The following is a 24177-nucleotide window of genomic DNA, read 5'->3' on the forward strand; positions in this document are numbered from 1 at the left end:
CCCGGATGCTTTACGTCGGCGATGCTAGCGGGCATATTGATACGTGAAAAATAGCAAATATCTTCGAATGGATATTTGTTTTCATATATCGAAATCCTATCCACCTAGAGCGAAACGGCATGGACAACTCGGCAAGCGCGGCGCCTTCCTCCCTCGGCAACGCAACCTACGGTAGCCTGCGCGGCCGCCGCGTCTTCATCACCGGCGGCGGCTCCGGCATCGGCGCCGCGCTGGTCGAGGCCTTCGCCGCGCAGGGTGCACAGGTGGCCTTCGTCGACGTCGCGGCCGAGGCCAGCGCCGCGCTGGCTGAGCGGCTAGCCGCGGCGGGCCTGACCGCGCCCTGGTGGCGCCGCTGCGACGTCACCGACGTGGCCGCGCTGCAGGCGGCGATCGGCGCGGCGGCGGCCGAACTGGGCGACTTCCACGTGCTGCTCAACAACGTCGGCAGCGACGACCGCCATGCGCTGGAGGCGGTGACGCCGGAGTACTGGGAGCGCTGCGTGTCGATCAACCAGCGTGCGGCGTTCTTCGCGATCCAGGCGGTGGTGCCGGGCATGCAGCGGCTGGGGGGCGGTTCCATCGTCAACCTGGGCTCCACCGGCTGGCAGAGCAAGACCGGCGGCTATCCGGTCTATGCCACCGCCAAGTCCTCGGTGAACGGCCTGACCCGCGGCCTGGCCCGCGACCTGGGCGCGGCGCGGATCCGCATCAACGTGCTGACCCCGGGCTGGGTGATGACCGAGCGCCAGGTCACCCTGTGGCTGGACGAGGCCGGCGAGCGCGAACTGGCGCGCAACCAGTGCCTGCCGGACAAGGTGATGCCGGAGGACATCGCGCGCATGGCGCTGTTCCTGGCCTCGGACGAGGCGCGCGCGATCACCGCGCAGGAGTTCGTGGTGGATGGCGGCTGGACCTGAGCCAGGTCCGGCGGCGGGCGGTGTAGGGATGCCCTGCGGGGTGGCGTCGGCTCGGACAGGGCCATAGCGGAGGAGGTGTCCCGCTTCGCGCGTCGGGGCTGAAGCCCCTCCCACAAACAGCCTGGCGCTGCTGCTGGGAGGCGCGTTGTGGGAGGGACTTCAGTCCCGACGCGATCAGCTGTCCGCAGTCAGCGACGGCGCGGTCGCTGCCACGGCGACGCCGTAGACCGTGGCGGCCGCCTCCTGCAGCGCCTGCAGCACGATCCGCGCGCCGGGCGACAGCAGCCAGTCGCGGCGGGTGATCAGGCCGAAGGCGTCCATGCGGCAGGACAGCGCCACCGGCACGATCGCCACGCTGCCGTGGTCGGCGAAATGCCGGGCCACGTCCTCCGGGACCACTGCGAGCGCGTCGCCATGCCGCAGCAGCTGCGGCAGCACCACCAGCGCCGAGGTCTCGATCACCCGCTTGGGCGCCTCCAGCCCGGCGTTCTGGAACATCAGTTCGAAGCGGTGGCGCAGCACGCTGCCGTCCGGCGGCACGATCCACGGTGCCTCGGCCAGCACGGCCAGTGTCGGCGCCGGCGCCGCCAGCAGCGGATGGCCGGGGCGGGCGATGGCGCAGACCTTTTCCTCGGCCAGCGCCTGGTAGTGCAGGTGGCGCTTGTCGTGCCGCGCGAACAGCCGCGCCACCACGATGTCGAGCTTGTTTTGCGCCAGTTGCTCCAGCAGCACGTCGCTGCCGTCCACGCGCAGGCTCACCCGCAGCAGCGGATGCTGCGCGCCGACCTGGGCCAGGGCCGACGGCAGCAGGCTCATCGCCGGGCCGGCGATCGCGCCGACGGCGACGCTGCCGGCATAGCCGGCCTTCAGCGCCTCGATCTCGGCGCCGGCCTCGCCGAGGCTGGCCAGGGCGATGCGCGCGTGGCGGATCATCGCCTCGCCGTACCAGGTCGCACGCATGCCGCGCGGCAGGCGCTCGAACAGCGGCACCGCCAGCATGTCCTCCAGGTCCTTGAGCAGCTTGGAGGCGGCCGGCTGCGACATGTTCAAGGTCTCGGCGGCGCGGTGGATGTTGCCTTCCTCCTCGATTGCCAGCAGCAGCATCAATTGCCGGGTCTTCAGGCGGGCGCGGACGAACCAGGGCGGGGCGGCGGGCATGGCGCTCACAAAGATACGAATGTTCGTATACGTTAAGCCAAAACCGATATTTGTTGCATATAGGTCGTCCGGCCAGAATAGGACCGGTGCATCGCGTCGCGCGTGTCCCGCGCCGCTCGCTGCGCGCCCGCATTCCGACAGGCGACCGATTCATGCGATTGATCCAGTTGCTCGATGACGCAGGGACCCCCGGCGTCGGCGTGGTGGAGGACGACGGCCGCCAGGTGCGGCTGTTGCGCGAGGTGGATTCGACCTACGCGCTGGCCAACGTGGCGCTGGCCGCCGGCAACCGCCTGGACGCGCAGGCGCAGCTCCTGCGCGGCGAGCGTGTGCTCGACTATGCCGCGCTGCTGGCCGCCGGCCGGGTGCTGCCGCCGCTGACCCATCCGGACCCGGCGCATTGCCGCGTCACCGGCACCGGCCTGACCCACCTGGGCAGCGCCGCGACCCGCGATGCCATGCACCAGAACCTGCAGCAGCAGGCCGAGCAGGGCACGCTCACCGATTCGATGAAGATCTTCCAGCTTGGCGTGGAAGGTGGCATCCCGCGCGACGGCCAGCCCGGCGCGCAGCCGGAATGGTTCTACAAGGGCGACGGCAGCAATCTGGTCGCGCCGGGCGCGCCGCTGCCGTCCCCGGACTTCGCCCTGGACGGCGGCGAGGAACCGGAGTTGGTCGGGCTGTACGTGATCGGCGCCGACGGCGTGCCGTACCGGCTCGGCTTTGCGCTAGGCAACGAATTCTCCGACCACGTCACCGAGCGCCAGAACTACCTGTACCTGGCCCATTCCAAGCTGCGCGCCTGCGCGGTCGGCCCGGAACTGCGCAGCGGCGACCTGCCGCGCGACCTGCGCGGCCACAGCCGCATCCGCCGCGGCGATGCGGTGATCTGGGAAAAGCCCTTCGTCACCGGCGAGGCCAACATGTGCCACTCGCTGGCCAATCTCGAATACCACCATTTCAAGTACGCCGCGCACCGCGTGCCCGGCGACGTGCACCTGCATTTCTTCGGCACCGCCACGCTGAGCTTCGCCGACGGCGTGCAGGCACAGCCCGGCGACCGCTTCGAGATCGAACTGCCCGAGTTCGGCGCGGCGCTGGTCAATCCCTTGCAGCGCGTCGAGAGCGGATTCGCCCTGGGCGGCGTGCGCGCGCTGTAGAACCGCACGGAGGTAGACATGACCCGACGTTTCCAGAGCTACATCGACGGCCGCTGGGTGGCCGGCGATGCGATCGCCCCCGACGAGAATCCGTCCGACCTGTCGGCACCGGTCGGCGAGGCCGGCAATGTCGATGCGGCCACGGTGCGCGAGGCGATCGCCGCGGCCAACGCAGCGCAGTCGGCCTGGGCCGCGACTACGCCGCAGCAGCGCGCCGACGCGCTGGATGCGGTCGGCAGCGAGATCCTGGCGCGCAAGCAGGAACTGGGCGCGCTGCTGGCATCGGAAGAGGGCAAGACCCTGCCGGAGAGCATCGGCGAGGCGGCGCGCGCCGGGCAGATCTTCAAGTTCTTCGCCGGCGAGGCCTTGCGCATTCCCGGCGAGACGCTGGCCTCCACCCGGCCCGGGGTCAACGTCGAAATCACCCGCGAGCCAGTCGGTACGGTCGGCATCATCGCGCCGTGGAATTTCCCGCTGGCGATCCCGGCGTGGAAGATCGCGCCGGCGCTGGCCTACGGCAACACCGTCGTGTTCAAGCCGGCGGAGATCGTGCCCGGTTGCGCCTGGGCGCTGGCCGAGATCCTCAGCCGCGCGGGCCTGCCCAACGGCGCGTTCAACCTGGTGCTCGGCAGCGGCAGCACGGTCGGCCAGGCGCTGGTCGCCGAGCGCGGCATCGATGCGCTGAGCTTCACCGGCTCGGTGCCCACCGGCAACCGGCTGCTGCGCCAGGCCGCCGAGCGCGGGCTGAAGATCCAGTTGGAGATGGGCGGCAAGAATCCGCTGGTGGTGCTGGCCGATGCCGACCTGGACCTGGCGGTGGAGATCGCGGTCAACGGCGCGTACTTCTCCACCGGCCAGCGCTGCACCGCCTCGAGCCGGTTGATCGTCGAACGCGCGGTGCACGATGAATTCGTCGCGCGTGTGCGTACGCGCCTGGCCGCGCTGAAGATCGGCCATGCGCTGGAGCCGGGCGTGGACATCGGCCCGGTCGCCAGCGCCAGCCAGTTCGAACAGGACCGCGACTACCTGCGTATCGCCCGCGAAGAAGGCGCCGAACTGCTGTATGGCGGCGAGGCGCTGGAATGCGCGCACCGCGGCTACTACCTGCGCCCGGCACTGGTCGCCGCGCAGCCGCAGCACCGCATCGCCCGCGAGGAAGTGTTCGGCCCGGTCGCGGCGGTGCTGGTGGCCGACGACTACGAGCACGCGCTGGCCCTGGCCAACGACACCGAGTTCGGCTTGTGCGCCGGCATCGCCACGCGCTCGCTGAAGCACGCCACGCATTTCAAGCGGCACGCGCAGGCGGGCATGGTGATGGTCAACCTGCCCACCGCTGGCGTCGACCCGCACGTGCCGTTCGGCGGGCGCAAGGCGTCCAGCTACGGCCCGCGCGAGCAGGGCCGGTATGCGGTGGAGTTCTACACCACGGTCAAGACCGCCTATACATCCGCACCATGAATTGATCGAACCAGCGCACGCCGGCCTGGGAGGGTGGGCGGTGCGTCGCGGCCTCAGGGCCCGTCCGCCGCCAGCGTGCCATCAACGAGGAGGGGCTATGCAGAAGCACAAGTCGGGAATGCGTGCGCTGGGAATCGTGGCGCTGCTGGGCATGGCGCTGGCCGCCTGTTCCGGCGGCGGCAAGGACGCGGGCAAGGCGCCCGGACAACTGACCGTCGGTTTCAGCCAGGTCGGCGCCGAGAGCGAGTGGCGTACCGCCAACACCGCTTCGATCAAGCAGGCCGTCGCCGATGCCGGCATGAAGCTGAAGTTCTCCGACGCGCAGCAGAAGCAGGAGAACCAGATCAAGGCGCTGCGTTCGTTCATCGCCCAGCGCGTGGACGTGATCGCGTTTTCGCCGGTGGTGGAATCGGGCTGGGAGACCGTGCTGCGCGAGGCCAAGGCCGCGCAGATCCCGGTGGTGCTCACCGACCGCGCGGTGAAGGTGTCCGACGACAGCCTGTACGTCACCCTGATCGGCTCGGATTTCGTCGAGGAAGGGCGCAAGGCGGCGCGCTGGCTGGTCGAGCAGTCGCCGTTGAAGGACGGCGACAAGCCGGTGCGCATCGTCGAGCTGCAAGGCACCGTCGGCTCGGCGCCGGCGATCGATCGCATGAAGGGCTTCAAGGAAATCCTGGCGGCGCATCCGCGCTTCCAGATCGTGCGCTCGCAGAGCGGCGACTTCACCCGTGCCAAGGGCAAGGAAGTGATGGAGGCGTTCCTGAAGGCGGAAGGGCGCAACATCGACGTGCTCTATGCGCACAACGACGACATGGCGATCGGCGCGATCCAGGCGATCGAGGAAGCCGGGCTGAAGCCCGGCAAGGACATCCTGGTGATCTCGGTGGACGGGGTGAAGGGCGCGTTCGAGGCGATGCAGGCGGGCAAGCTCAACGTCACCGTCGAATGCAATCCGCTGCTCGGCCCGCAACTGGTGCAGGCCATCCGCGACCTCAAGGCCGGCAAGACCCTGCCCAAGCGCATCGTGGTGGAGGAGTCGGTGTACACCCAGGACCAGGCCGCGGCCGAACTGCCCAAGCGCAAGTACTGAGGGCGCGCGCATGCATCCGCTGGTGCTGGAGGCGCAGGGACTGAGCAAGGCCTACGCCGGCGTGGCCGCGCTGGAGGACGTGGCGCTGCGCCTGCGCGGCGGCGAGATCCACGCGCTGATGGGCCAGAACGGCGCCGGCAAGTCGACCCTGATCAAGTTGCTGACAGGGGTGACGGCCGCCGACGCCGGGCGCATTGTGCTGGAAGGCGCTGTCGTCGCGCCGGCGTCGCCGCAGCAGGCGCAACGGCTCGGCATCAGCACCGTGTACCAGGAAGTGAACCTGTGCCCGAACCTGTCGGTGGCCGAGAACCTGTTCGCCGGTCGCTATCCGCTGCGCGGCTGGCCGCGGCGCATCGACTGGCGCCGGGTCGAGCGCGATGCCGAGGCCGCGCTGCAGCGCCTGGGCATCGCCATCGACGTGCGTCGCGCGCTGGGCACCTATCCGGTGGCGGTGCAGCAGATGGTGGCGATCGCGCGTGCGGTTAGCGTCTCTGCGCGAGTGCTGATCCTCGACGAACCGACTTCCAGTCTCGACGAGGGCGAGGTGGCCGAGTTGTTCCGGGTGATGCGCGCGCTGCGCGAGGCCGGCATGGCGATCCTGTTCGTCACTCATTTCCTGGACCAGGTGTATGCGGTGGCCGACCGCATCAGCGTGCTGCGCAACGGCCGCCTGGTCGGCGAGGACACGCCCGACGCGCTACCCGCACCGCAACTGGTCGCGGCGATGGTCGGGCGCGCGCTCGACCCGGCCAGCGCCGCAGCCGCCGCGGTGCGCGCCGCCGCGCCCGAGGACGCGGCGCCGCTGCTGCAGGCGCAGGGCCTCGGCCGGCGCGGCCAGCTGCACCCGACCGATCTGCAACTGCGCCGCGGCGAGGTGCTGGGCCTGGCCGGCCTGCTCGGCGCTGGCCGCACCGAACTGGCGCGGCTGCTGTTCGGGCTGGACCGCGCCGATCGCGGCCGCGTGTCGATCGACGGCCGCGACGTGGCCCTGCGCGGCCCGCCCGACGCGATCGCCCACGGCCTGGCGCTGTGCCCGGAAGAACGCAAGACCGAGGGCATCGTCGCCGAGCTGTCGGTGCGCGAGAACATCGTGCTGGCCTTGCAGGCGCGCATGGGCCTGCGCCGGTTCCTGGCGCCGGCCGAGCAGGTGCGCATCGCGCAGGGCTATGTGGACGTGCTGGGCATCAAGGCCGCCAGCCTGGACACGCCGGTGGGGCTGTTGTCCGGCGGCAACCAGCAGAAGGTGGTGCTGGCGCGCTGGCTGGCGACGCGGCCGCGGTTGCTGATCCTCGACGAACCCACCCGCGGCATCGACATCGCCGCCAAGCAGGACATCATGACCCGGATCCTGGCCTTGGCCCGCGAGGGCATGGCGGTGCTGTTCATTTCCGCCGAAGTCGCCGAGATCGCGCGCATCGCCGACCGCATCGCGGTGCTGCGCGAACGCCGTCTGGTCGGCGAACTGCCCGGCGGCTGCGGCGAGCGTGCGATCTTCGACCTGATCGCCGGGAGCGCGGCATGAGCGCCGCCGCCACGCCCGACGCCACCGTGCCGCGCTGGCCGTCGCGGCTGCGCGCGCACCCGCTGTTCTGGCCGCTGGCGACGCTGGCCGTGCTGCTGCTCGGCAACGGCGTGTTCGATCCCGGCTTCCTGAGCCTGCAATGGCGCGACGGCCATCTGTACGGCAGCCTGGTCGACATCGGCAACCGCGCCGCGCCGCTGGCGCTGGTGGCGATGGGCATGACCCTGGTGATCGCGGTGCGCGGCCTGGACATCTCGGTGGGCGCGGTGGTGGCGATCGCCGCGACGGTGGCGGCCTGGATGATCGGTGGCGGCGAACACAGCCGCTTCCCGCTGTGGGCGGTGCTGCTGGCGCCGCTGCTGGTGGCGGCGCTGTGCGGGCTGTGGAACGGGCTGCTGGTGGTCAAGGTCGGCATGCAGCCGATCATCGCCACGCTGATCCTGATGGTGGCCGGGCGCGGTATCGCGCAACTGCTCGGCGACGGACAGATCCTGACCATCTACTACCCGCCGTACTTCTATCTCGGCAACGGCTTCCTGCTCGGCCTGCCGTTCGCCTTGTTCGTGGTCGCTGCGGTGTTCGTGGTGTTGCAGCTGTTGCTGGGGCGCACTGCGCTGGGGCTGTTCGTGCGCGCCATCGGCCACAACCCGCGGGCGGCGCGGGTGGCGGGCGTGCGTGCGCGGTTGATCGCGGTGCTGCTGTACGTGTTCTGCGCGTTCAGCGCCGGCCTTGCGGGATTGCTGATCAGCTCCAACGTCAAGAGCGCCGACGCCAACAACGCCGGGCAGCTGATGGAGCTGGACGCGATCCTGGCGGTCACCCTCGGCGGCACGCTGCTCGATGGCGGCCGCTTCAGCCTGGCCGGCAGCGTGATCGGTGCGCTGATCATCCAGACCCTGACCGCGACCATCTACGCCTTCGGCGTGCCGGCGCAGGTCACCATGCTGATCAAGGCGCTGCTGGTGTTCGCGGTGATGCTGCTGCAATCGCCGGTGTTCCGCGCCAACCTGCGCAACTGGATCAGGCGTTCGCCGCCGCAGGTGCGGCCATGAGCGCGGCGGCGCCGCGCGCGACCGTGTCCGGCCTGCGCAAGGCGGCGGGCACGCTGCAGGGCGCACGCCTGCCGCTGGCGATCACCGTGGCGCTGTTCGTGGCCATGCTCGTGGCCGGCGGCGTGCTCTACGACGGCTTCCTGGCGCCGCAGGTGCTGGCCAATCTGCTGATCGACAACGCCTTCCTCTGCATCGCCGCGGTCGGCATGAGCCTGGTGATCCTCAGCGGTGGGATCGACCTGTCGGTGGGCGCGGTGCTGGCCTTCGCCACGGTGCTGTCGGCGTCGCTGGTCGAACGCCACGGCTGGTCGCCGCTGGCGGCGATCCCGCTGGTGTTGCTGCTCGGCAGCGTCTTCGGCGCCACCATGGGCCTGCTGATCCAGCGCTACCGCCTGCAGCCGTTCGTGGTGACCCTGGCCGGCATGTTCCTGGCGCGCGGCGCCAGCACCCTGATCAGCGTCGACTCGATTTCGATCACCGACCCGCTGTACACCGCGATCGCGCAGGCGCGGCTGCCGCTGGGCGGCGGCGCGTCGCTGTCGGTCGGCGCGCTGATCGCGCTGGCCATGGTGGCGCTGGGCATGTGGCTGACCCAGTGCACCCGCTTCGGCCGCTGCGTGTACGCGCTCGGCGGCAGCGAGGCCTCGGCGCGGCTGATGGGCCTGCCGGTGGAGGCGACGCAGGTGCGCGTCTACGCCTTCAGCGGCTTCTGCTCGGCGCTGGCCGGGGTGGTGTGCACGTTCTACATGCTGTCCGGCTACAGCCTGCATGCGCAGGGCCTGGAGCTGGACGCCATCGCCGCGGTGGTGATCGGCGGCACCCTGCTCGCCGGCGGCAGCGGCTACGTGATCGGCACTTTGTTCGGCGTGCTGATCCTGGGCGTGATCCAGACCTTGATCGTGTTCGACGGCACGCTCAGCTCGTGGTGGACGCGCATCGTGATCGGCGGTTTGCTGCTGCTGTTCTGCCTGTTGCAACGGCTGCTGACCCGGCGCCTGCCGGCTGGGGATGCCATTGCCTGACGAAGGGCAACGCGCGGTGGCGAGCAGCGTGCCGGGCGCACCCGCTAGCGGGGCGCCGACATCGCCGCATCGTCCTGCAGCGGCGTGACCGCGATCCAGTCGATGTCCGGAGCGTACCGCGAGCGCAGCAGGATGTCGGGAGCACGCTGCGAGATGTAGTGGACGCCGTCGGCGTCGGGCATCTCTTCGCCGGAAAGCTGGATGCGATTGCGCCCGGCGTGCAGTTCGACCGGCACACTCAGTTCCCACCAGTTGTTGCGGTGGAAGCTGTGCGGAAAGGTCGCCAGCATTGGCAGTGCCCCGTTGACGCGGATGCGCCCGATGCGGGCCAGCGGATCCGGGTTGTAATGGCTTGCCTTCGACTGTTCGTCGTTGGCGTAACGCAGGGTCAGCATGTACGGGCCGGCGCGCTCGACCATGACCGAGGCGAAGGTGAGCGTATTGCCGTTGCCGGGTTCGCCGCCGATGCCGGTCACCGCTGCGCCGCCGCTGGCGAGGGTGGCCTGGGTGCGATGCGCGCTGCCGACGATGGTCGCCTGTTCGGCTTCGTAGTGCGGGCCGAGCATGGCGCCGGGACCCACCCGCAGGCGATCCAGCACAGGGCGCTCGGCGCTGCCGCCGACCACGATCTTGTTGATCCCGCCCAGCAGGAACACCGCCTGCGTGGGCGTCTGCAGCGGGCGGCCGTTGACGGCGAGCGACAGCGGGCCGGGCGTGGCCAGATCCATCGACAGCGGCGTCATTCCTTCCTGCGGCGCATACACCCAGAAGGTGGCGGTGGCGCCGGCCGGCAGCGCCACCGCGCCGGCGCCGGAGACGTCGTCGCGGTCGTAGCGCGCCTGCGCGCCGCCCGCCAGCGTGGCGAGTTCGGCCTCGTAGACCTGCGTCTCGCTGGCGGGATCGGGCAACGACAGGGTGATGCGGTCGATCAGCGCATTGCCGCGTGTGTGCCGCCGCCCATCCGCGCTTGCGCTGGCGATGCCGAGCACGTGGCGGCCCGCGCTCAGGCGGAGGCGCAGGTCGGCGTGGTCCCACACCACCGGCTTGTAGCCGAGCGGGAGCATTACCTCGCGTTCGCTGGCCGGATCTCCGTCGATGCGCACGAAGACATTGGTCGGCCCCAGCGCAGCGATCAGCGGATCCTGGTTGAAACTGTTGGCGAGGATGCGCAGATCGTAGAGGCCGTCCTGCGGCACCGCGACGGCGAAGTCCAGGCGCACATCGCGGTCGATGGCGAATCCGCCCACGGCGTAACGGCCGGAGGTGAAGAAACGATCGAGCGCCTGCGGCGAGCCTTCCGGGCCGCGCCGTTCGTAGCCGCTGCCCTGATGCGCGGCGTCCTCTGCTTCGTACCGCTGCTGCCAGCGCAGTGCCGGCGGTTGTGCAGGGCCGCCGTGCATGCCCGGCATGACCACCAGGCTGTAGGCCGATTCGGCGCTCAGCGCCGGCAATGCGCCGTGGCCGAACTGCAGATCGATGCGGTCCGCGACCACCGGCACCTGCACGTCCGCGAGCAGGCGCGGCGCGGCGGCGTCGCCGAGCTGTCCGGTCCAGGGGATTTCGCGCACGACCACGCGCACTCGCTTGCCGAACGAGGCGCTCGGAATGTGGGTCAACGCCAGCGTGGCGGGCCCGCTACTGCCGCCGAACAGGACGCGCGCCTGCGTCTGTCGCGGGTCGAGGGCGGCCACCGCCTGCAGGCTGTCGTCCTGCCCGGGATGCGGTGGCGTTACCGCCACGGTGCGCATGCCACGCATCGCCGCATAGGCGTTCAGCAGCCACCACTGGCCGTTGCCGCGATTGGCCTGGACCGCCGAGTCGCTCAGGTTGCCGTCGATGTTCCAGTACGCCAGGTCGGCATCGACCTTGGCCGCTTCGATCGCCGCCGCCCACTGCACGATCTGCCCCGGCACCGAGGTGTGGTAGTTGAACGCGTACTCGTCGATGTTGATCGGCAGGTGCCGGCCGGCCAGCGCGGTGCCGGCGAAGAGTTCCTGTTCCCAGCGGCGGAAGCGGGCCACGCTGCGCGACAGCGAGGCGGGGTTGGTCAGTTCGTGCCAGGTGACCACGTCGGGCAGGGTGCCCGCGCTCAGCGCATGCTGCAGGAAGCCCTTGTCCTGGTCGAACAGAATGCTGGTGTTGGGGCCGGCGATGCGCGCGTCCGGAAGGATGGCGCGGATGCGCCGCCATGCGCGGTCCCAGGCGTCGAAATAGGCGCTCGGGTCGCTGCGCCAATCCACGCCGTTGCAACTGTCCGGACCCGCCTGTCCCGGCGCGGCGGCCTTGGCGAACATATTGCCTTCGGGCTCGTTGAACGGCACGAACACCACGTGCCGGCGGTATTGCGCGGGCAGCGCCTTGACCTGCTCGACCTGGCGCGCGATCTCGTCCAGGTAGTGCGCCACGGACTGCGCGCAGTCGCCCTGGGTCCAACGGTACGGGAAGCCGCGGTGGATGTCGGTCATGTAGATGTAGGTATCGCCGCCGGAGCCGGTGGCGATCGAGCGAATCACCTCGAGCGCATCGGCGCCGGGATGTTGCAGCCCGTCCTGTGCCTTGGTTGCCACGCTGCGCAGGCCCATGCCCTCGACCAGGTTGGGTGACGGCAGGCGCGCGTCGTACAGACCGTAGAGACTGCCGGACGCGCCGCCGTGGAACGGGCCGGTGTCATGGCCCAGGTCGACGGTGAGGCGATCGGCCGCGGTCGCGGTGCCGGCCCAGGTGGCGAGGCAGAGGGCCAGCAGCCGCGGGACGGGGAAACGAACAGATGCGAGCATGGGCGGGATGTCGGCAATGGCACGATGCGGCCGGCGCGTGGTGACACCATCGCCCGCCGGGTCTTGGCGGCAGGATAGGGCCGCCAGCCACCATCGAACAATCGCGTAAATCGGCGCTGCGATATCCGAATTGGGATGAGGTGTCGCCGCTCGCGACGGATCGCGCTGTCGCGGGTGGTTGCGTGGTGGACGCGCATCCTGATCGGCAGTCTGCTGCAGTGCTTCCTGCTGTGGCCGCCTTCCCGACGGCGGCGGGCGGTGCGCGCTTGCACGGCGCTGCGGCGTAGAATCCAGCGAACGCAACCGGAGCGCCGACATGCTGACCATCTGGGGTCGCCACAACTCGAGTAACGTGCGCAAGGTGCTGTGGTGCGCCGAGGAAGCCGGCGTGGCGTACCGATCGATCGAGGTTGGTGGCGCGTTCGGCGGCAACGACGCACCGGCCTATCGCGCGCTCAATCCGAACGGCCTGGTGCCGGCGATCGAGGACGACGGCCTGGCGTTGTGGGAATCCAACGCCATCGTGCGCTACCTGGCCGCGCGCTACGCCCCGGGCACGCTGTACCCGCAGGATCCGGTGTTGCGGGCGCAGGGCGACAAGTGGATGGACTGGACCACCTCGCGCTTCGCCGGCGCCTTCCGCGACCTGTTCTGGGGCGTGCTGCGCACCGCGCCGGAACAGCGCGACGCCGCCAGGATCGCCACCGCGCTGGAACAATCGGCCGAGCTGTTGCGCACCGCCGATGCCACGCTGGCGCAGCAGCCGTGGCTGTCGGGCGATCACTTCGCGATGGGCGACATCCCGCTGGGCAGCTTCGTCTATGCCTGGTTCGAGATGCCGATCGAGCGCCCGGCGCTTCCGCACCTGCACGCCTGGTACCAACGCCTGCAGCAGCGCCCGGCCTACCGCAAGGGCGTGATGACGGCGCTGACCTGAGTGGCATCGTGCACGGCCGGCGCGTCGTCGCGGCCACATGTCTGTGACGTGCGCGCATTTGCGATCCCACTGACGGCAAGGAGCCGCGACCGATGATCGAACCTCCCAAGATCGTTCTCTGCATTCCCGGGTCATGGCCGGATCGCGCCGACCTGCTGGCGCGCATCGTCCAGGACAGTGGCGGTTACCTGTTCGCCGGGCACGTGCTGATGCACATCGACAGCGGTGCGGCGTGCGAATTGCAGCACGAGCCGCACGATGAGCGCATGGCCGACGCGTTCGCCGCCGCCGGACCGCACTGGCGTGGCTCCACGGACATGGCACGCATCGGCACCCATGCGTCGGTCGTGTACCTGATCGGCGCCGGCGGCTCGCGGGTACGCGCCGAGACGATGATGCGTGCGGCCGCGGCGTTGCTGGACGCCGGCGGCCTGGGGGTGAAGGTGGAAAGTAGTGGCGTCGCCCACAGCCCGGCCGACTGGCGCCAACTGTGCGCGGACCTGGCGCTTGGCAGCGCCCATCGCGCCTACGTGCTGAACATCACCGGCGAGCAGGTGCATTCCTGCGGCATGCACCAGTTCGGCATGAAGGACGCGATCGTCGCGGCGCAGGCGGCGACCGAGCCGGTCGGCCTGCTGCACACCTTCACCTCCTATCTGTTCAACGAAGCGCCCGACGTGCGTGAGGGTCATACGTTCTCGGTCGCGGCGGATGCGCCGCGCTACCGTATCCAGGCCGAGGCCAGCAGCCAGTTCCAGCCCGGCGACCTGTTCGCCAATCCCTACGGGTTGTGGCGGCTGACGCCGCTCTGACGGCGCGTTTCTTCTGAGATCCGGGTGTGGCGAGCAGGGCCTGATGAACTGCTCGCCGCGCCTGCGCTGCGTACGGCTGTTTTGCTCAGTGAGCCTGGTCTGCTCCGGATGCGGCGTTGCGACGATGCCCTCGTCGGCGCCTGTGCGCCTCAGGGTCTCCCGCCGGCCACCGCCGGCACCGCGTCGCCAGCTGCGCGGCGCATCACCCAATTGAACAGCGGGGTGGCCATCAGCGTGGAGGTGATGGCCATCAGCACCAGGATCGAGAACAGGCCCTGTTCGATCACCCCGGCCTGCAGGCCGATGTTGATGATGATCAGCTCCATCAGGCCGCGCGCGTTCATCAGTGCGCCGATCGCCATCGCATTGTGGTTGTTCTCGCCGCTGATCCGCGCCGCGGCCCAGCAGGCGATGCCCTTGCCCAGGAACGAGGCCAGCAGCACCACGCCGGCGGCCAGCAGGATTTGCGGGTCCAGCAGCACGCTCAGTTCGGTCTTGAGCCCGGAGAAGGTGAAGAACATCGGCAGCAGGAACACCACCACGAACGGCTGCAATTGCTCGCGCAGCTTCTCGGTCAGCGCGCCCTTGGGCAGGCAGGCACCGAGCAGGAAACCGCCGAACACCGCGTGGATGCCAATGGCGTCCATCGCCCAGGCGCTGACGCAGAACAGCATCAGCACCACCGCGAGCACGCCTGCGCTCAGCGGCTGGTCGGGGCGCACGTGGTCGGCCAGGCGGCGCAGCCAATGGCGGCCGACCAGCATCATGAACAGCGCGTAGCCCACGCCGCCGCCGATCGCCAGATAGGCGCTGCCCCAACTGCCGCCGAAGCTGGCCAACACCACCGCGAGGATGCACCAGGCCGCGGCGTCGTCGACCGCGCCGGCGGTCAGCGCCAGCGTGCCCAGCGGGCTGCCGGTGAGGCCGCGCTCGTGGATGATCCGCGCCAGCATCGGGAACGCGGTGATGGCGATGGCCGCGCCCAGGAACAGCGAGGCCTCCAGCAGCTTGGCCTTGACCGAGAACAGCCCCGGCACGTGCAGCAGCCACGGCGCCAGCACGAAGGCCAGCACGAACGGCACCGCGATGCCGGCCAGCGACACGCCCATCGCGCTGCGGTAGCGCGTGCGGAAGTGCTCGCCACGGAAATCGGTACCGACCAGGAACATGTACAGGCCCACGCCGAACTGCGCGGCCACGTACAGCATGTCCAGGGTCGGCTTGGGAAACAGCGCGTGCTGCAGGTCCGGCAGCAGCGCGCCGAACAGCGACGGCCCCAGCGCGACGCCGGCGATCATCTCGCCGACCACCTGCGGCTGTCCCAGGCGCTTGGCCAGCAGGCCGACCAGGCGGCACGCCAGCAGGATCGCCGCTGCCTGCAGAAAGAAATACACCGACATCTGCGGGGTGGTCATGGGCGGCCGTCCTGGAAGTGTCGGCGGATGATAGGAGGCCGGCGCCGCGAAATCCATGCGGCCGCCGCGCCACGTGGTGGAGCGGGGCGCGTTTGCGGTATGGTGCCTCGCGCGCGCCGCATCGCGCATGACGGCACGCACGCGCGCCGACACCGCAGGACGCACCGGGGAACGAAGCGATGAGCAAGGGATGGACGCGGCGGCAATGCCTGGGCGCCGCTGCCGCAGGCGCCGTGGCCGGCCTGCGGCCCGGGGCCGCCATCGCGGGCGCCGCCACTGCCGATGCGAGCGGCGCCGATGCGCTGTACCGGCGCGCATTGGTGCTGGATGCCAATGCCTTGGCGTCGATCGGGGAGGTGTTCGCTGGCGCGGATGCGCCGCAACTGCTGCAGCAACTGCGCGACTCCGGCGTATCGGTGCTGAAGACCACGCTGGGCGGTGCGGCGGGCGACTTCGAGACCGCCGTGCAGGACATCGCCGCCGCGCAGGCGCTGGTCGAACGCGAGCCGCAGCACTTCCTCAAGGTGCTGCAGCCAGCCGACCTGCGTCGCGCCAAGCGCGAGGGGCGCGTCGCGTTGATCTTCTCCTTCGAGTCGGCGGCGATGCTGGAGGACAAGCCCGCGCGCATCGACCTGTTCCGCCAGCTCGGGGTGCGGGTCATGCAACTGACCTACAACCGCACCACGCCGTTCGGCGTGGGCTGCCTGGACGGCGACGCGGGCGGCGTCACCGCGCTCGGCCGCGACGCGATCGCGCGCATGAACCGGCTCGGGGTGGCGCTGGATCTCAGCCATTGCAACCTGCAGACCACGCGCGATGGCATTGCCCTGTCGCAGCGCCCGCCGGTCATCACCCATGCCGGATGCGCCGCGGTGTTCGCGCATCCGCGCAACAAGCAGGACGCCGAGTTGCGCGCGCTGGCCGACAAGGGCGGAGTGATGGGCGTCTACATGCTGCCGTTCCTGACCGAGGATCGCCGCCAGCCGCAGCTGGCCGACTACATGCGTCACCTGCAGCACGCTCTCGACGTCTGCGGCGAGGATCATGTCGGTATCGGCACCGACTCGCTGTTTTTCCCGATCACCGACGAGGACCGGCGCGCCTTCGCCGCGGACCTGGTGCAGCGGCGCCGCGATGGCATCGGCGCCCCGGGCGAGAACCGTCTGCCCTACCTGCCCGACGCCAACACTCCGCGCAAACTCGAACGCGTCGCCGACGCGTTGCTGCGCCAGGGCTACGGCGCCCGCGTCGCCGAAAAGGTGCTGGGCCTGAACTTCGAGCGGGTCTTCGGCGAAATCTGGAGCGTGTGACGCTGCGCAGTGCGCAGTGCGCAATGGGCCTGGCATAACGCCGCGATAGGTCTAACGTTGCACGCAGCATCTCACACCGTTCCAGCGGCGTTGCAGCGCCCGCATTGACCATATCCCGGCACAGGTTCAGACTTGCGACCACATTTCCACCCGAACCTCCACGCCGCCATGGCCCACGCACCGCTGCTGATATTGCCCAACGCCCTGCGCGTCAGCGCAGGCCGGGTGCGCCTGCCTGAAGGAGTGGTCGACGCCGTGCGCTAACGCCGGCCATCGCCGATCCGACGCAGACAAGCACCCGATGGGTGCTTTTTTATTGCCTGTTTTTTGCTGTTCCACCGTTCCGACACGCCAAGGAGAACGTGCCATGCACTACGCCGCCGAACCCGAAACCTAGCCGCATGCCCGCCTCGCCAACCGGGGCATGCGGCTTCCCCAGTGTTGGCAATGCGGAACCTCTCTCATGAACACGAATACCCTTTCCCGCTGGCGCAATCTCGGCATCATCGCCCACATCGACGCCGGCAAGACCACCCTCACCGAACGCCTGCTGTGGGCCGCCGGTGCGATCCATCGTCTCGGCGAAGTCCACGACGGTGCCGCCACCACCGACTTCTCGGATATCGAGCGCGCGCGCGGCATCAGCATCGGTGCGGCCGCTGTGCAGGTGCAGTGGGCGCCGGCCGGGCAGCCGACGCATCGCCTGACCCTGATCGACACGCCCGGACACATCGATTTCGCGATCGAGGTGGAACGCTCGCTGCGCGTGCTCGACGGCGCGGTCGCGGTGTTCTCCGCGGTCGACGGCGTGCAGCCGCAGTCGGAAACCGTGTGGCGGCAGGCGCGTCGCCACGGCGTGCCGATGCTCGCGTTCGTCAACAAGATGGACCGTGCCGGCGCCTCGTTCGACGGTGTGCTGGCGCAGTTGCGCAGCAAGCTCGACGCGACGGTCTGGGCGGTCGGCGTGCCGATGCCGGGCGACTCTGGTTTCGACGGCTGGAGCGACCTGGTCGGCGGCCGCCTGCTGACCTGGGACGACGAGGGGCAATTGCACACGCGCGCCTGGCATGCCGCCGAGGCAGCCGCGTTCGCGGACGCGCGCGAGCAGTTGATCGCCGCCGTGGCCGAACACGACGAGGCGCTGGCGCAGGCCTATCTCGAGGAACGCGCGATCGACGCCGAGCTGCTGCGCGCCGCCTTGCGCCGGGCCACCCTGGCCGGCGCCGGTGTGCCGGTGCTGGCCGGATCGGCGTTCAAGCGCAAAGGCATCGAGCTGTTGCTGGACGCGATCGTCGACTGGTTGCCGTCGCCGTTGGACCGCCCGCCGGTCGCCGCCCGCCCCGACGCCGACGCCGAGGACGGACACGACACGTTGCTGGCGCCGGATCCGTCCGGTCCGCTGGCGGCGCTGGTGTTCAAGTTCGCGCATACCGCGCAGGGGCCGTTGGCCTTCGTGCGCGTGTATTCGGGCACCTTGCGCGTCGGCGACACGGTGTGGACCTCGCATGCGCGGCGGCCTCGCCGGGTCGGTCGGCTGGCGGTGGTGCAGGCGCAGCGGACCCACGACGTGGACCAGGCCCAGGCCGGCGAGATCGTCGCCGTGCTCGGCTGGAAGGATGCGGTCAGCGGCGAGACGCTCAGCGGCGTGCAGGCGCGGTGGGTGCTGGAGCGCATCCGCATGCAACCGCCGGTGCTGGCGTGGCGGCTCGGCGCGGCCAACGCGGCCGAGCTGGTGCGGCTGGGACAGGGCCTGGCGCGGCTGGCGCAGGAGGATCCCTCGTTCCGCGTCGACAGCGATCCGGAGACCGGCGAAGCGGTGATCTGGGGCATGGGCGAGCTGCACCTGGAGGTGATGGTCGAGCGCCTGCGCAGCGAGTGGCACGTGGACGTGCGCACCGGTGCGCCGCGCGTGGCCTACCAGGAAACGCCGCGTGCGGCCGCGCTGGGCGTGGCGGCACGGCTGTCCAAGCAGAACGGCGGCCAGGGCCAGTTCGCGCAGGTGGTGCTGGATGTGTTGCCGCGTGCGGACGGTGCGGTGACCTTCGTCGACCGCAGCCGCGGCGGCGTGGTGCCGAAGGCCTTCGTCGCCGCCACCGAGAAGGGCGTGCGCGCGGCGCTGGCGCAAGGTCCGCGTGGCTACCCGGTGGTCGGCGTGGAGGTGGTGCTGGTCGATGGTCAGGCGCATGCGGTGGATTCGTCGGACCTGGCGTTCCAGCGCGCGGCCTCGGAAGCGGTGAAGGCGGCGCTGGCGCAGGCCGGCACGCTGCTGCTGGAGCCGGTGATGGCCTTGGCGATCGAGACGCCGGCGCACAGCGTCGGCGACGTGCTCGGCGATCTGCAGCGGCGCGAGGGACGCGTCGTGGCGATCGAAGAGCGCGGCGCCCGTGCCGAGGTGGTCGCGCAGGCGCCGCTGGCGCAACTGCAGGCCTACGCCACCGCGTTGCGCTCGCTGACCCAGGGACGCGCCTCGGCGAGCATGACCTTCGACGGCTATGCGCCGGTCAAGGCCGCGTGAGCCGGATTGCCATCTGGCAATGCGGCAGGAGGACGAGGAGCCGGTTCGCCGGCTCCTCTTTTTTTGCGGCAAGCAACGCCGTGATGCAGCCGCCAAGCGGGCGTGGATGGCGCTCGCAATCCTGGCAACGGCACGCGACATTTTGTTCGCCATGCTGATGCGCACCGCTTGCGTCGACGCCGCGAACCGGGCTTCATAGCCGGCCCCGATCGCCGGAGCCGCCCATGCATCGCCGTCTTGCCCTCCTGACCCTGCTTGCCCTGTCGCCGGCACTCGCCGCGGCGCAGCCGCCGGCATGCGCGACGCCGCTGCAGATGGCCGAGCGCCTGTACAAGGCGCGCGATTTCTACTGGCAGCCGCAGAACCTGGACGGCTTGCTGACGCCGTCCTTCGCGCACGCGCTGCAGGCCGACCAGCGTTGCGCCGCGCGCGAGGGCGTGTGCCGCCTGGACTTCGATCCGTGGACCAGCGCGCAGGACGGCGATATTCAGGGCGCGCCGACCTTCACCCTGGTCTCGGGCGGGTCGCAGGCCACCGTGGTGGAGGTGCGGATGGACTACCGGCTCGCGCTCGGCGGCCGCGCCGCGCGGGCGCGCTCGGTCAAGATCGAACTGCAGCGTCGCGGCAACGGCTGCTGGGCGGTCAGCGACCTGATCGCGCCGGATGGGCAGTCGCTGTTCGCACTGCTGACCGACCCGGAGGGCTAGGCGCGCAGCGCGGCATGTCGCCCAGGAATCCAGATCCTTCTGCTGCGAGAGGGCTGGTGCGCCGTGCGCATTGCCGCATGCCGCCCTCGCTGGGCGGGAGACAATGGATGCGCTGGCAGTTGGGTCTGCTCCGCGCATACGCTATCGATCGGCGGCCGGCGGCCGGCGATTGGGGATGAATGGATGTGCTGCGCGCACAGACCCTCACCCCAACCCCTCTCCCGGCGGGAGAGGGGCTAGCAGCGCGGCAGTGGTCTGGGACTACTGCAGCTTCAGCATCACGATCGCCTTGGCCGGCAACGTCACCTGCAGCGTGCCGCCCTGCAGGCGCGCGCCCTGGAACGCGGCCGGGCGCACCGCCTGCGGCTGCGCGAAGGTGTTGAGCACGTCGATGGTCGGCGCGGTCAGGATCTGCCCGCCCACGCCGCGCGCCTGCACGCCGTCGACCTGGACCGCGACGTCGGCGCTGCGGTTGGGGTCCAGATTGGTCAGCGCCACATACACGTGCCCGTCCTTGGCCCGGACCGCCGAGCCGTGCACCGCCGGCACCGTATAGCCGGCATGCCGGTAGTCCGGCGTGCTGATCTGCAGCGGCAGCGCGGTCGCGTCCTGGTAGGGCTTGTACAGCATGAAGACGTGATAGGTCGGCGTGAGCAGCATCTTGTCGCCGTCGGTGAGGATCATCGCCTGCAGCACGTTGACCATCTGCGCGATGTTGGCCATGCGCACGCGGTCGGCGTGCTGGACGAAGATGTCCAGGTTGAGCGAGGCCACCAGTGCGTCGCGCAAGGTGTTCTGCTGGCGCAGGAATCCCGGGTTCACGTCGGGCAGGCCCTTGTACCAGGTGCCCCATTCGTCGACCACCAGCGCGACCTTCTTGTCCGGGTCGTACTTGTCCATGATCGCGCTGTGCTTGGTGATCAGTTCGTCCATCAGCAGTGTGCGCGACAGCGTCTCGATCCAGGCCGCCTCGTCGAACGCGGTGGACGAGGCGCGCGGCGGCCAGCCGCCGGGGATGGTGTAGTAGTGCAGGCTGAGGCCGTCCATGAACTTGGCGGCCTCGCGCATCATCACCTCGGTCCAGTGGTAGTCGGCATCGCTGGGGCCGGGGGCGATCTTCATGATCTTCTGGTCGGCCGGCGCCTTGACGAAGGTCTGGTAGCGGCGGAACACGTCGGCGGCGTACTCGGCGCGCATGTTGCCGCCGCAGCCCCACAGTTCGTTGCCGACGCCGAAGAACGGCACCTTCCACGGGTCCTGGCGGCCGTTGCGGCGGCGCTGCTCGGCCAGGGTCGAGCGCGTGGGCGCGGTCATGTACTCCACCCACTGCGCCATCTCGTCCGGTGCGGCATCGCCGACATTGCCGGCCACATAGGCCTGCGTGCCGAGCAGTTCGGTGAAGTCCATGAACTCGTGGGTGCCGAAGCTGTTGGGTTCCTCCACGCCGCCCCAGTGGGTGTTGACGCTGGTCGGACGCTGGCTGCGCGGACCGACGCCGTCGCGCCAGTGGTACTCGTCGGCGAAGCAGCCGCCGGGCCAGCGGATGTCGGGCACGTCCAGCGCTTTCAGTGCGGCGACCACGTCGTTGCGGTAGCCGCGGGTATTGGGGATCTTCGAGTCCGGGCCGACCCAGACCCCGCCATAGATGCCGTTGCCCAGGTGCTCGGCGAACTGCCCGAACAGGTGGCGCGACACCGCGGCGCCTGGACGGTCGGCATGCAGGGTGCCACGTACCTCGACGTCGGCGGCCTGCGCCAGCGTGGCGGTCAATGCCAGGCCGATCGTCGCGGCGATCAGCGGCAACCGCCGCCAACACACCGCACGCTGCTTCAGGAAACGGGGCGAACGCATCGGGAACTCCTTGTCGGGTAGGGCGGCGCCGTCGCCAGCGCTGCGTGTGAGTGACGGCCGGCGCGTCGCATTGGCGTGGCGCCAAGGGGATGTCGCCTGCTGGGAGGCAACCTCGACGCGATCGCGTCGGCGCCGCCTCGGTGCGCTGCCCCCGGTTACCGCTGTCTGTCCCCTGGCCCGAGCATAGAAGACACGCGCAGGGTGGACCAATGCGCAAATGCGACGCCGCTATACCGGAATTGCAATGCGCGTACGGCATCCCACCTTGTCCGCGCCCAGAACGTGCGCGGTATCGCACAGCGCAACGCCGATGCCCGTGCAGCGATGGCCGCGTCGCGCCATCGCTGGTTATGCTGCGGACCCCGCGCATGCGCGCACCGCCCAGGCTCCTGCATGTCCTCGCTCTTCGGTCATCTTCCCGACGGTACCGCCATCCAGTGCATGGTCCTGGACAGCGGCGACGGCCTGCGCGCCGAACTGCTGACCTACGGCGGCCTGTTGCGCAGCCTGCGCCTGCGTGGTGCGCACGGCGAGACCGAGCTGGTGCTGGGGCTGCCGACGCTGCAGGACTACCTGCAGGATCCGGCCTACCTGGGCGTGCTGGTCGGGCGCTTCGGCAACCGCATCGCCGGCTCGGCCTTCACCCTCGATGGCCGGCATTACGCGGTCACCGCCAACGAGGGCGCCAATCATCTGCATGGCGGGGCGCTGGGCTTCGGTCGCCGGGTGTGGACGGTGCTGGCACAGACCGAGCGCATGCTGCAGTTGCGCTACGACTCGCCGGCCGGCGAGGAGGGCTACCCGGGCAACGTCTCGGTGGAGGCGACCTACCGCGTCGAAGGCCGCTGCCTGAGCGTGGAGTTCGTCGCCCAGACCGATGCGCCGACCCCGCTCAATCTCACCCATCATCCCTATTTCAACCTGGCCGGCGATGCCGCGGTGCCCGCCGCGGCGCAGTGGCTGCGCGTGCCGGCCGATCGTTATCTGCCAGTCGGCGACGCCGCGCTGCTGCCGCGCGGCGAGGTCGCCAGCGTGGCCGGTACGCCGTTCGATTTCCGCCACGCGCGCGCCATCGCTGACAAGGACATCGCCGCCGATCCGCAACTGTCGATCAGCGCCGGCTACGACCACTGCCTGGTGCTGGCCGACGGCCACGACTGCACCGCCATGCTGTATTCGCCGCACAGTGGCGTGGCCATGCGCATCGTCAGCCCGATGCCGGCCGTGCAACTCTATGAAGGCCAGGGCCTGGACCGGCAGCATCCGGCGCTGGGCCGCGGTATCTGCCTGGAGCCGCAGGGCTATCCGGACGCCCCGAACCAGCCTGGTTTCCCCGACAGCATCCTGCGTCCGGGCCAGGTCTATCGGCACCGCATCGAATACCGCTTCGCCGAGGTCGGCGTCGGCGCCGATTGGGCGGCGGTGGAGGCGGCGTTGGCGGAGCAGGGCGGCGGTTGATGCGGGGGACATCGTAGGAGCGGCTTCAGCCGCGACCGGGTATTCCCAGAAATGCCCGGTCGCGGCTGAAGCCGCTCCTACAAAAAATGCGCTGCGCCAGGCTGGGCGGACTGCGGACTACTGCGCGTGCCCCAGCACCAGCTCGATCACGAACTTGCTGCCGAAGAACGACAGCAGCAGCAACACCATCGCCGCCAGGGTCCAGTGCACCGCCTTGACCCCGCGCCAGCCGTAGCGCCAGCGGCCGAACAGCAGCGCGCCGAACACGATCCACGACAGCACGCTGAGCACGGTCTTGTGCACCAGCCGCTGCGCCAGGAAATCCTGCACGAACAGCACGCCGGTCAACAGGGTCAGGGTCAGCAGGATGAAGCCGACCACGATGGTGCGGAACAGCAGCGTCTCCAGTGCAGTCAGCGGCGGCAGCGCACGCAGCCAGGGATGGAAGTCGCGGCGCCGCAGCGCGCGCTCCTGCAGCCACAGCATCACCGCCAGCAGGGCGGCGATGCCCAGCGTGGCGTAGGCCAGCAGCGCCAGCCAGGCATGCAACTGCAGCCGCCAGTCCAGCACCGGCGCCGGCTCGTGGCCGTAGCCGTGGTAGGCCAGCAGCAGCGCCGCCGACAGCGGGAATACCACCACGCCCAGCGCGGCCATGCGCCCACTGGCGCCGACCAGCGCGGTCATTAGCGCCATGCCCAGGCTGACCAGCGACAGCGCGGCGAAGAAGTGCATGTCCGGGCCGCCGGCGGTGTGCAGGGCGACCTGCACGTGATAGCCCGCATGCAGGGCCACCGCTGGCAGCGCCGGCCACAGCCAGGCCCGGCTGCGGTCCACCCGGTCGCGCACCACCGCGGCGATCAGCAGGCCGCTGGCGGCCAGGTACAGCAGGGTGGCGAGGACGGTGATGAGCATCGGGTCAGTTTCGCATATCGCGCCGGCGGCCGTGACGGCGCCGCCGGGGGATCGCCGGCGCGCCCGGCTATAATCGACGGCCGTTTCCCGTCCGCGACCTGCCC

At 70.1% G+C, this 24177-nt stretch carries 19 protein-coding genes; 14 read left to right on the forward strand and 5 right to left on the reverse strand.

What is annotated here, in order from left to right:
• Window positions 1-119 precede the first annotated feature (119 nt).
• On the forward strand, window positions 120-917 hold the full coding sequence (locus FHR66_RS03995; RefSeq protein WP_160964395.1) for an SDR family NAD(P)-dependent oxidoreductase: 798 nt from the start codon (window positions 120-122) through the stop codon (window positions 915-917).
• A 174-nt stretch (window positions 918-1091) separates the two neighbouring features.
• On the opposite strand, the gene FHR66_RS04000 is transcribed toward FHR66_RS03995, so the two are convergent.
• Window positions 1092-2075 (reverse strand): LysR substrate-binding domain-containing protein, encoded by a 984-nt coding sequence (locus FHR66_RS04000; RefSeq protein WP_160964396.1) that lies wholly within the window; start codon window positions 2073-2075, stop codon window positions 1092-1094.
• A 152-nt stretch (window positions 2076-2227) separates the two neighbouring features.
• On the opposite strand from FHR66_RS04000, the gene araD1 reads away from it, so the two are divergent.
• From araD1 to yjfF, 6 genes are all read left to right on the forward strand, one after another.
• Entirely contained in the window at window positions 2228-3235 is a 1008-nt protein-coding gene (araD1, locus tag FHR66_RS04005) for an AraD1 family protein (protein ID WP_160964397.1), read from the forward strand.
• An 18-nt stretch (window positions 3236-3253) separates the two neighbouring features.
• Window positions 3254-4693 carry an aldehyde dehydrogenase family protein gene (locus FHR66_RS04010; RefSeq protein WP_160964398.1) on the forward strand — a complete coding sequence of 480 codons (1440 nt, stop codon included), beginning with the start codon at window positions 3254-3256 and terminating at the stop codon, window positions 4691-4693.
• 97 nt (window positions 4694-4790) lie between these two features.
• Window positions 4791-5783: an ABC transporter substrate-binding protein gene (locus tag FHR66_RS04015; RefSeq protein WP_160964399.1), complete on the forward strand. Its 993-nt coding sequence runs from the start codon at window positions 4791-4793 to the stop codon at window positions 5781-5783.
• Window positions 5784-5793: 10 nt separating this feature from the next.
• On the forward strand, window positions 5794-7305 hold the full coding sequence (locus tag FHR66_RS04020) for a sugar ABC transporter ATP-binding protein (protein WP_160964400.1): 1512 nt from the start codon (window positions 5794-5796) through the stop codon (window positions 7303-7305).
• Window positions 7302-8357 carry an ABC transporter permease gene (locus FHR66_RS04025; RefSeq protein ID WP_160964401.1) on the forward strand — a complete coding sequence of 352 codons (1056 nt, stop codon included), beginning with the start codon at window positions 7302-7304 and terminating at the stop codon, window positions 8355-8357. The genes FHR66_RS04020 and FHR66_RS04025 overlap by 4 nt, the downstream gene beginning before the upstream one ends.
• Entirely contained in the window at window positions 8354-9379 is a 1026-nt protein-coding gene (yjfF, locus tag FHR66_RS04030) for a galactofuranose ABC transporter, permease protein YjfF (protein WP_160964402.1), read from the forward strand. The genes FHR66_RS04025 and yjfF overlap by 4 nt, the downstream gene beginning before the upstream one ends.
• A gap of 44 nt (window positions 9380-9423) precedes the next feature.
• Here yjfF and FHR66_RS04035 read toward each other — a convergent pair whose 3' ends face one another.
• Window positions 9424-12156 (reverse strand): carbohydrate-binding protein, encoded by a 2733-nt coding sequence (locus FHR66_RS04035; protein WP_160964403.1) that lies wholly within the window; start codon window positions 12154-12156, stop codon window positions 9424-9426.
• Between the two features lie 316 nt (window positions 12157-12472).
• Here FHR66_RS04035 and FHR66_RS04040 point away from each other — a divergent pair, with 316 nt between their 5' ends.
• Together FHR66_RS04040 and FHR66_RS04045 are read left to right on the forward strand one after the other, a co-directional pair.
• Complete coding sequence (locus FHR66_RS04040; RefSeq protein ID WP_160964404.1) at window positions 12473-13093, forward strand: glutathione S-transferase family protein; 621 nt, start codon at window positions 12473-12475, stop codon at window positions 13091-13093.
• A gap of 92 nt (window positions 13094-13185) precedes the next feature.
• The gene (locus FHR66_RS04045; protein WP_160964405.1) at window positions 13186-13905 is read left to right on the forward strand and encodes a hypothetical protein; all 720 of its coding nucleotides are present in this window, start codon (window positions 13186-13188) and stop codon (window positions 13903-13905) included.
• Window positions 13906-14054: 149 nt separating this feature from the next.
• Here FHR66_RS04045 and FHR66_RS04050 read toward each other — a convergent pair whose 3' ends face one another.
• Window positions 14055-15320 carry a cation:proton antiporter gene (locus FHR66_RS04050; protein WP_160964406.1) on the reverse strand — a complete coding sequence of 422 codons (1266 nt, stop codon included), beginning with the start codon at window positions 15318-15320 and terminating at the stop codon, window positions 14055-14057.
• Window positions 15321-15499: 179 nt separating this feature from the next.
• Between FHR66_RS04050 and FHR66_RS04055 the strand changes: the two genes are divergently transcribed.
• The 4 genes from FHR66_RS04055 to FHR66_RS04070 all read left to right on the forward strand — a co-directional run bounded on the left by FHR66_RS04055 (window position 15500) and on the right by FHR66_RS04070 (window position 19852).
• The gene (locus FHR66_RS04055; RefSeq protein WP_237475192.1) at window positions 15500-16630 is read left to right on the forward strand and encodes a dipeptidase; all 1131 of its coding nucleotides are present in this window, start codon (window positions 15500-15502) and stop codon (window positions 16628-16630) included.
• A gap of 463 nt (window positions 16631-17093) precedes the next feature.
• Window positions 17094-19145 carry an elongation factor G gene (fusA, locus tag FHR66_RS04060; RefSeq protein ID WP_160964407.1) on the forward strand — a complete coding sequence of 684 codons (2052 nt, stop codon included), beginning with the start codon at window positions 17094-17096 and terminating at the stop codon, window positions 19143-19145.
• Window positions 19146-19164: 19 nt separating this feature from the next.
• Window positions 19165-19344 carry a hypothetical protein gene (locus tag FHR66_RS04065; RefSeq protein ID WP_160964408.1) on the forward strand — a complete coding sequence of 60 codons (180 nt, stop codon included), beginning with the start codon at window positions 19165-19167 and terminating at the stop codon, window positions 19342-19344.
• A gap of 25 nt (window positions 19345-19369) precedes the next feature.
• Window positions 19370-19852, forward strand: coding sequence for a hypothetical protein (locus FHR66_RS04070; RefSeq protein ID WP_160964409.1), 483 nt, complete (start codon window positions 19370-19372; stop codon window positions 19850-19852).
• Window positions 19853-20113: 261 nt separating this feature from the next.
• On the opposite strand, the gene FHR66_RS04075 is transcribed toward FHR66_RS04070, so the two are convergent.
• Window positions 20114-21703, reverse strand: coding sequence for an alpha-N-arabinofuranosidase (locus tag FHR66_RS04075; protein WP_237475193.1), 1590 nt, complete (start codon window positions 21701-21703; stop codon window positions 20114-20116).
• A gap of 393 nt (window positions 21704-22096) precedes the next feature.
• On the opposite strand from FHR66_RS04075, the gene FHR66_RS04080 reads away from it, so the two are divergent.
• Window positions 22097-23161 (forward strand): aldose epimerase family protein, encoded by a 1065-nt coding sequence (locus FHR66_RS04080; protein ID WP_160964410.1) that lies wholly within the window; start codon window positions 22097-22099, stop codon window positions 23159-23161.
• A gap of 117 nt (window positions 23162-23278) precedes the next feature.
• On the opposite strand, the gene FHR66_RS04085 is transcribed toward FHR66_RS04080, so the two are convergent.
• Complete coding sequence (locus tag FHR66_RS04085; protein ID WP_160962916.1) at window positions 23279-24073, reverse strand: cytochrome C assembly family protein; 795 nt, start codon at window positions 24071-24073, stop codon at window positions 23279-23281.
• Between the last annotated feature and the right edge of the window lie 104 nt (window positions 24074-24177).

It is taken from the genome of Xanthomonas sp. F4 (assembly GCF_011761895.1).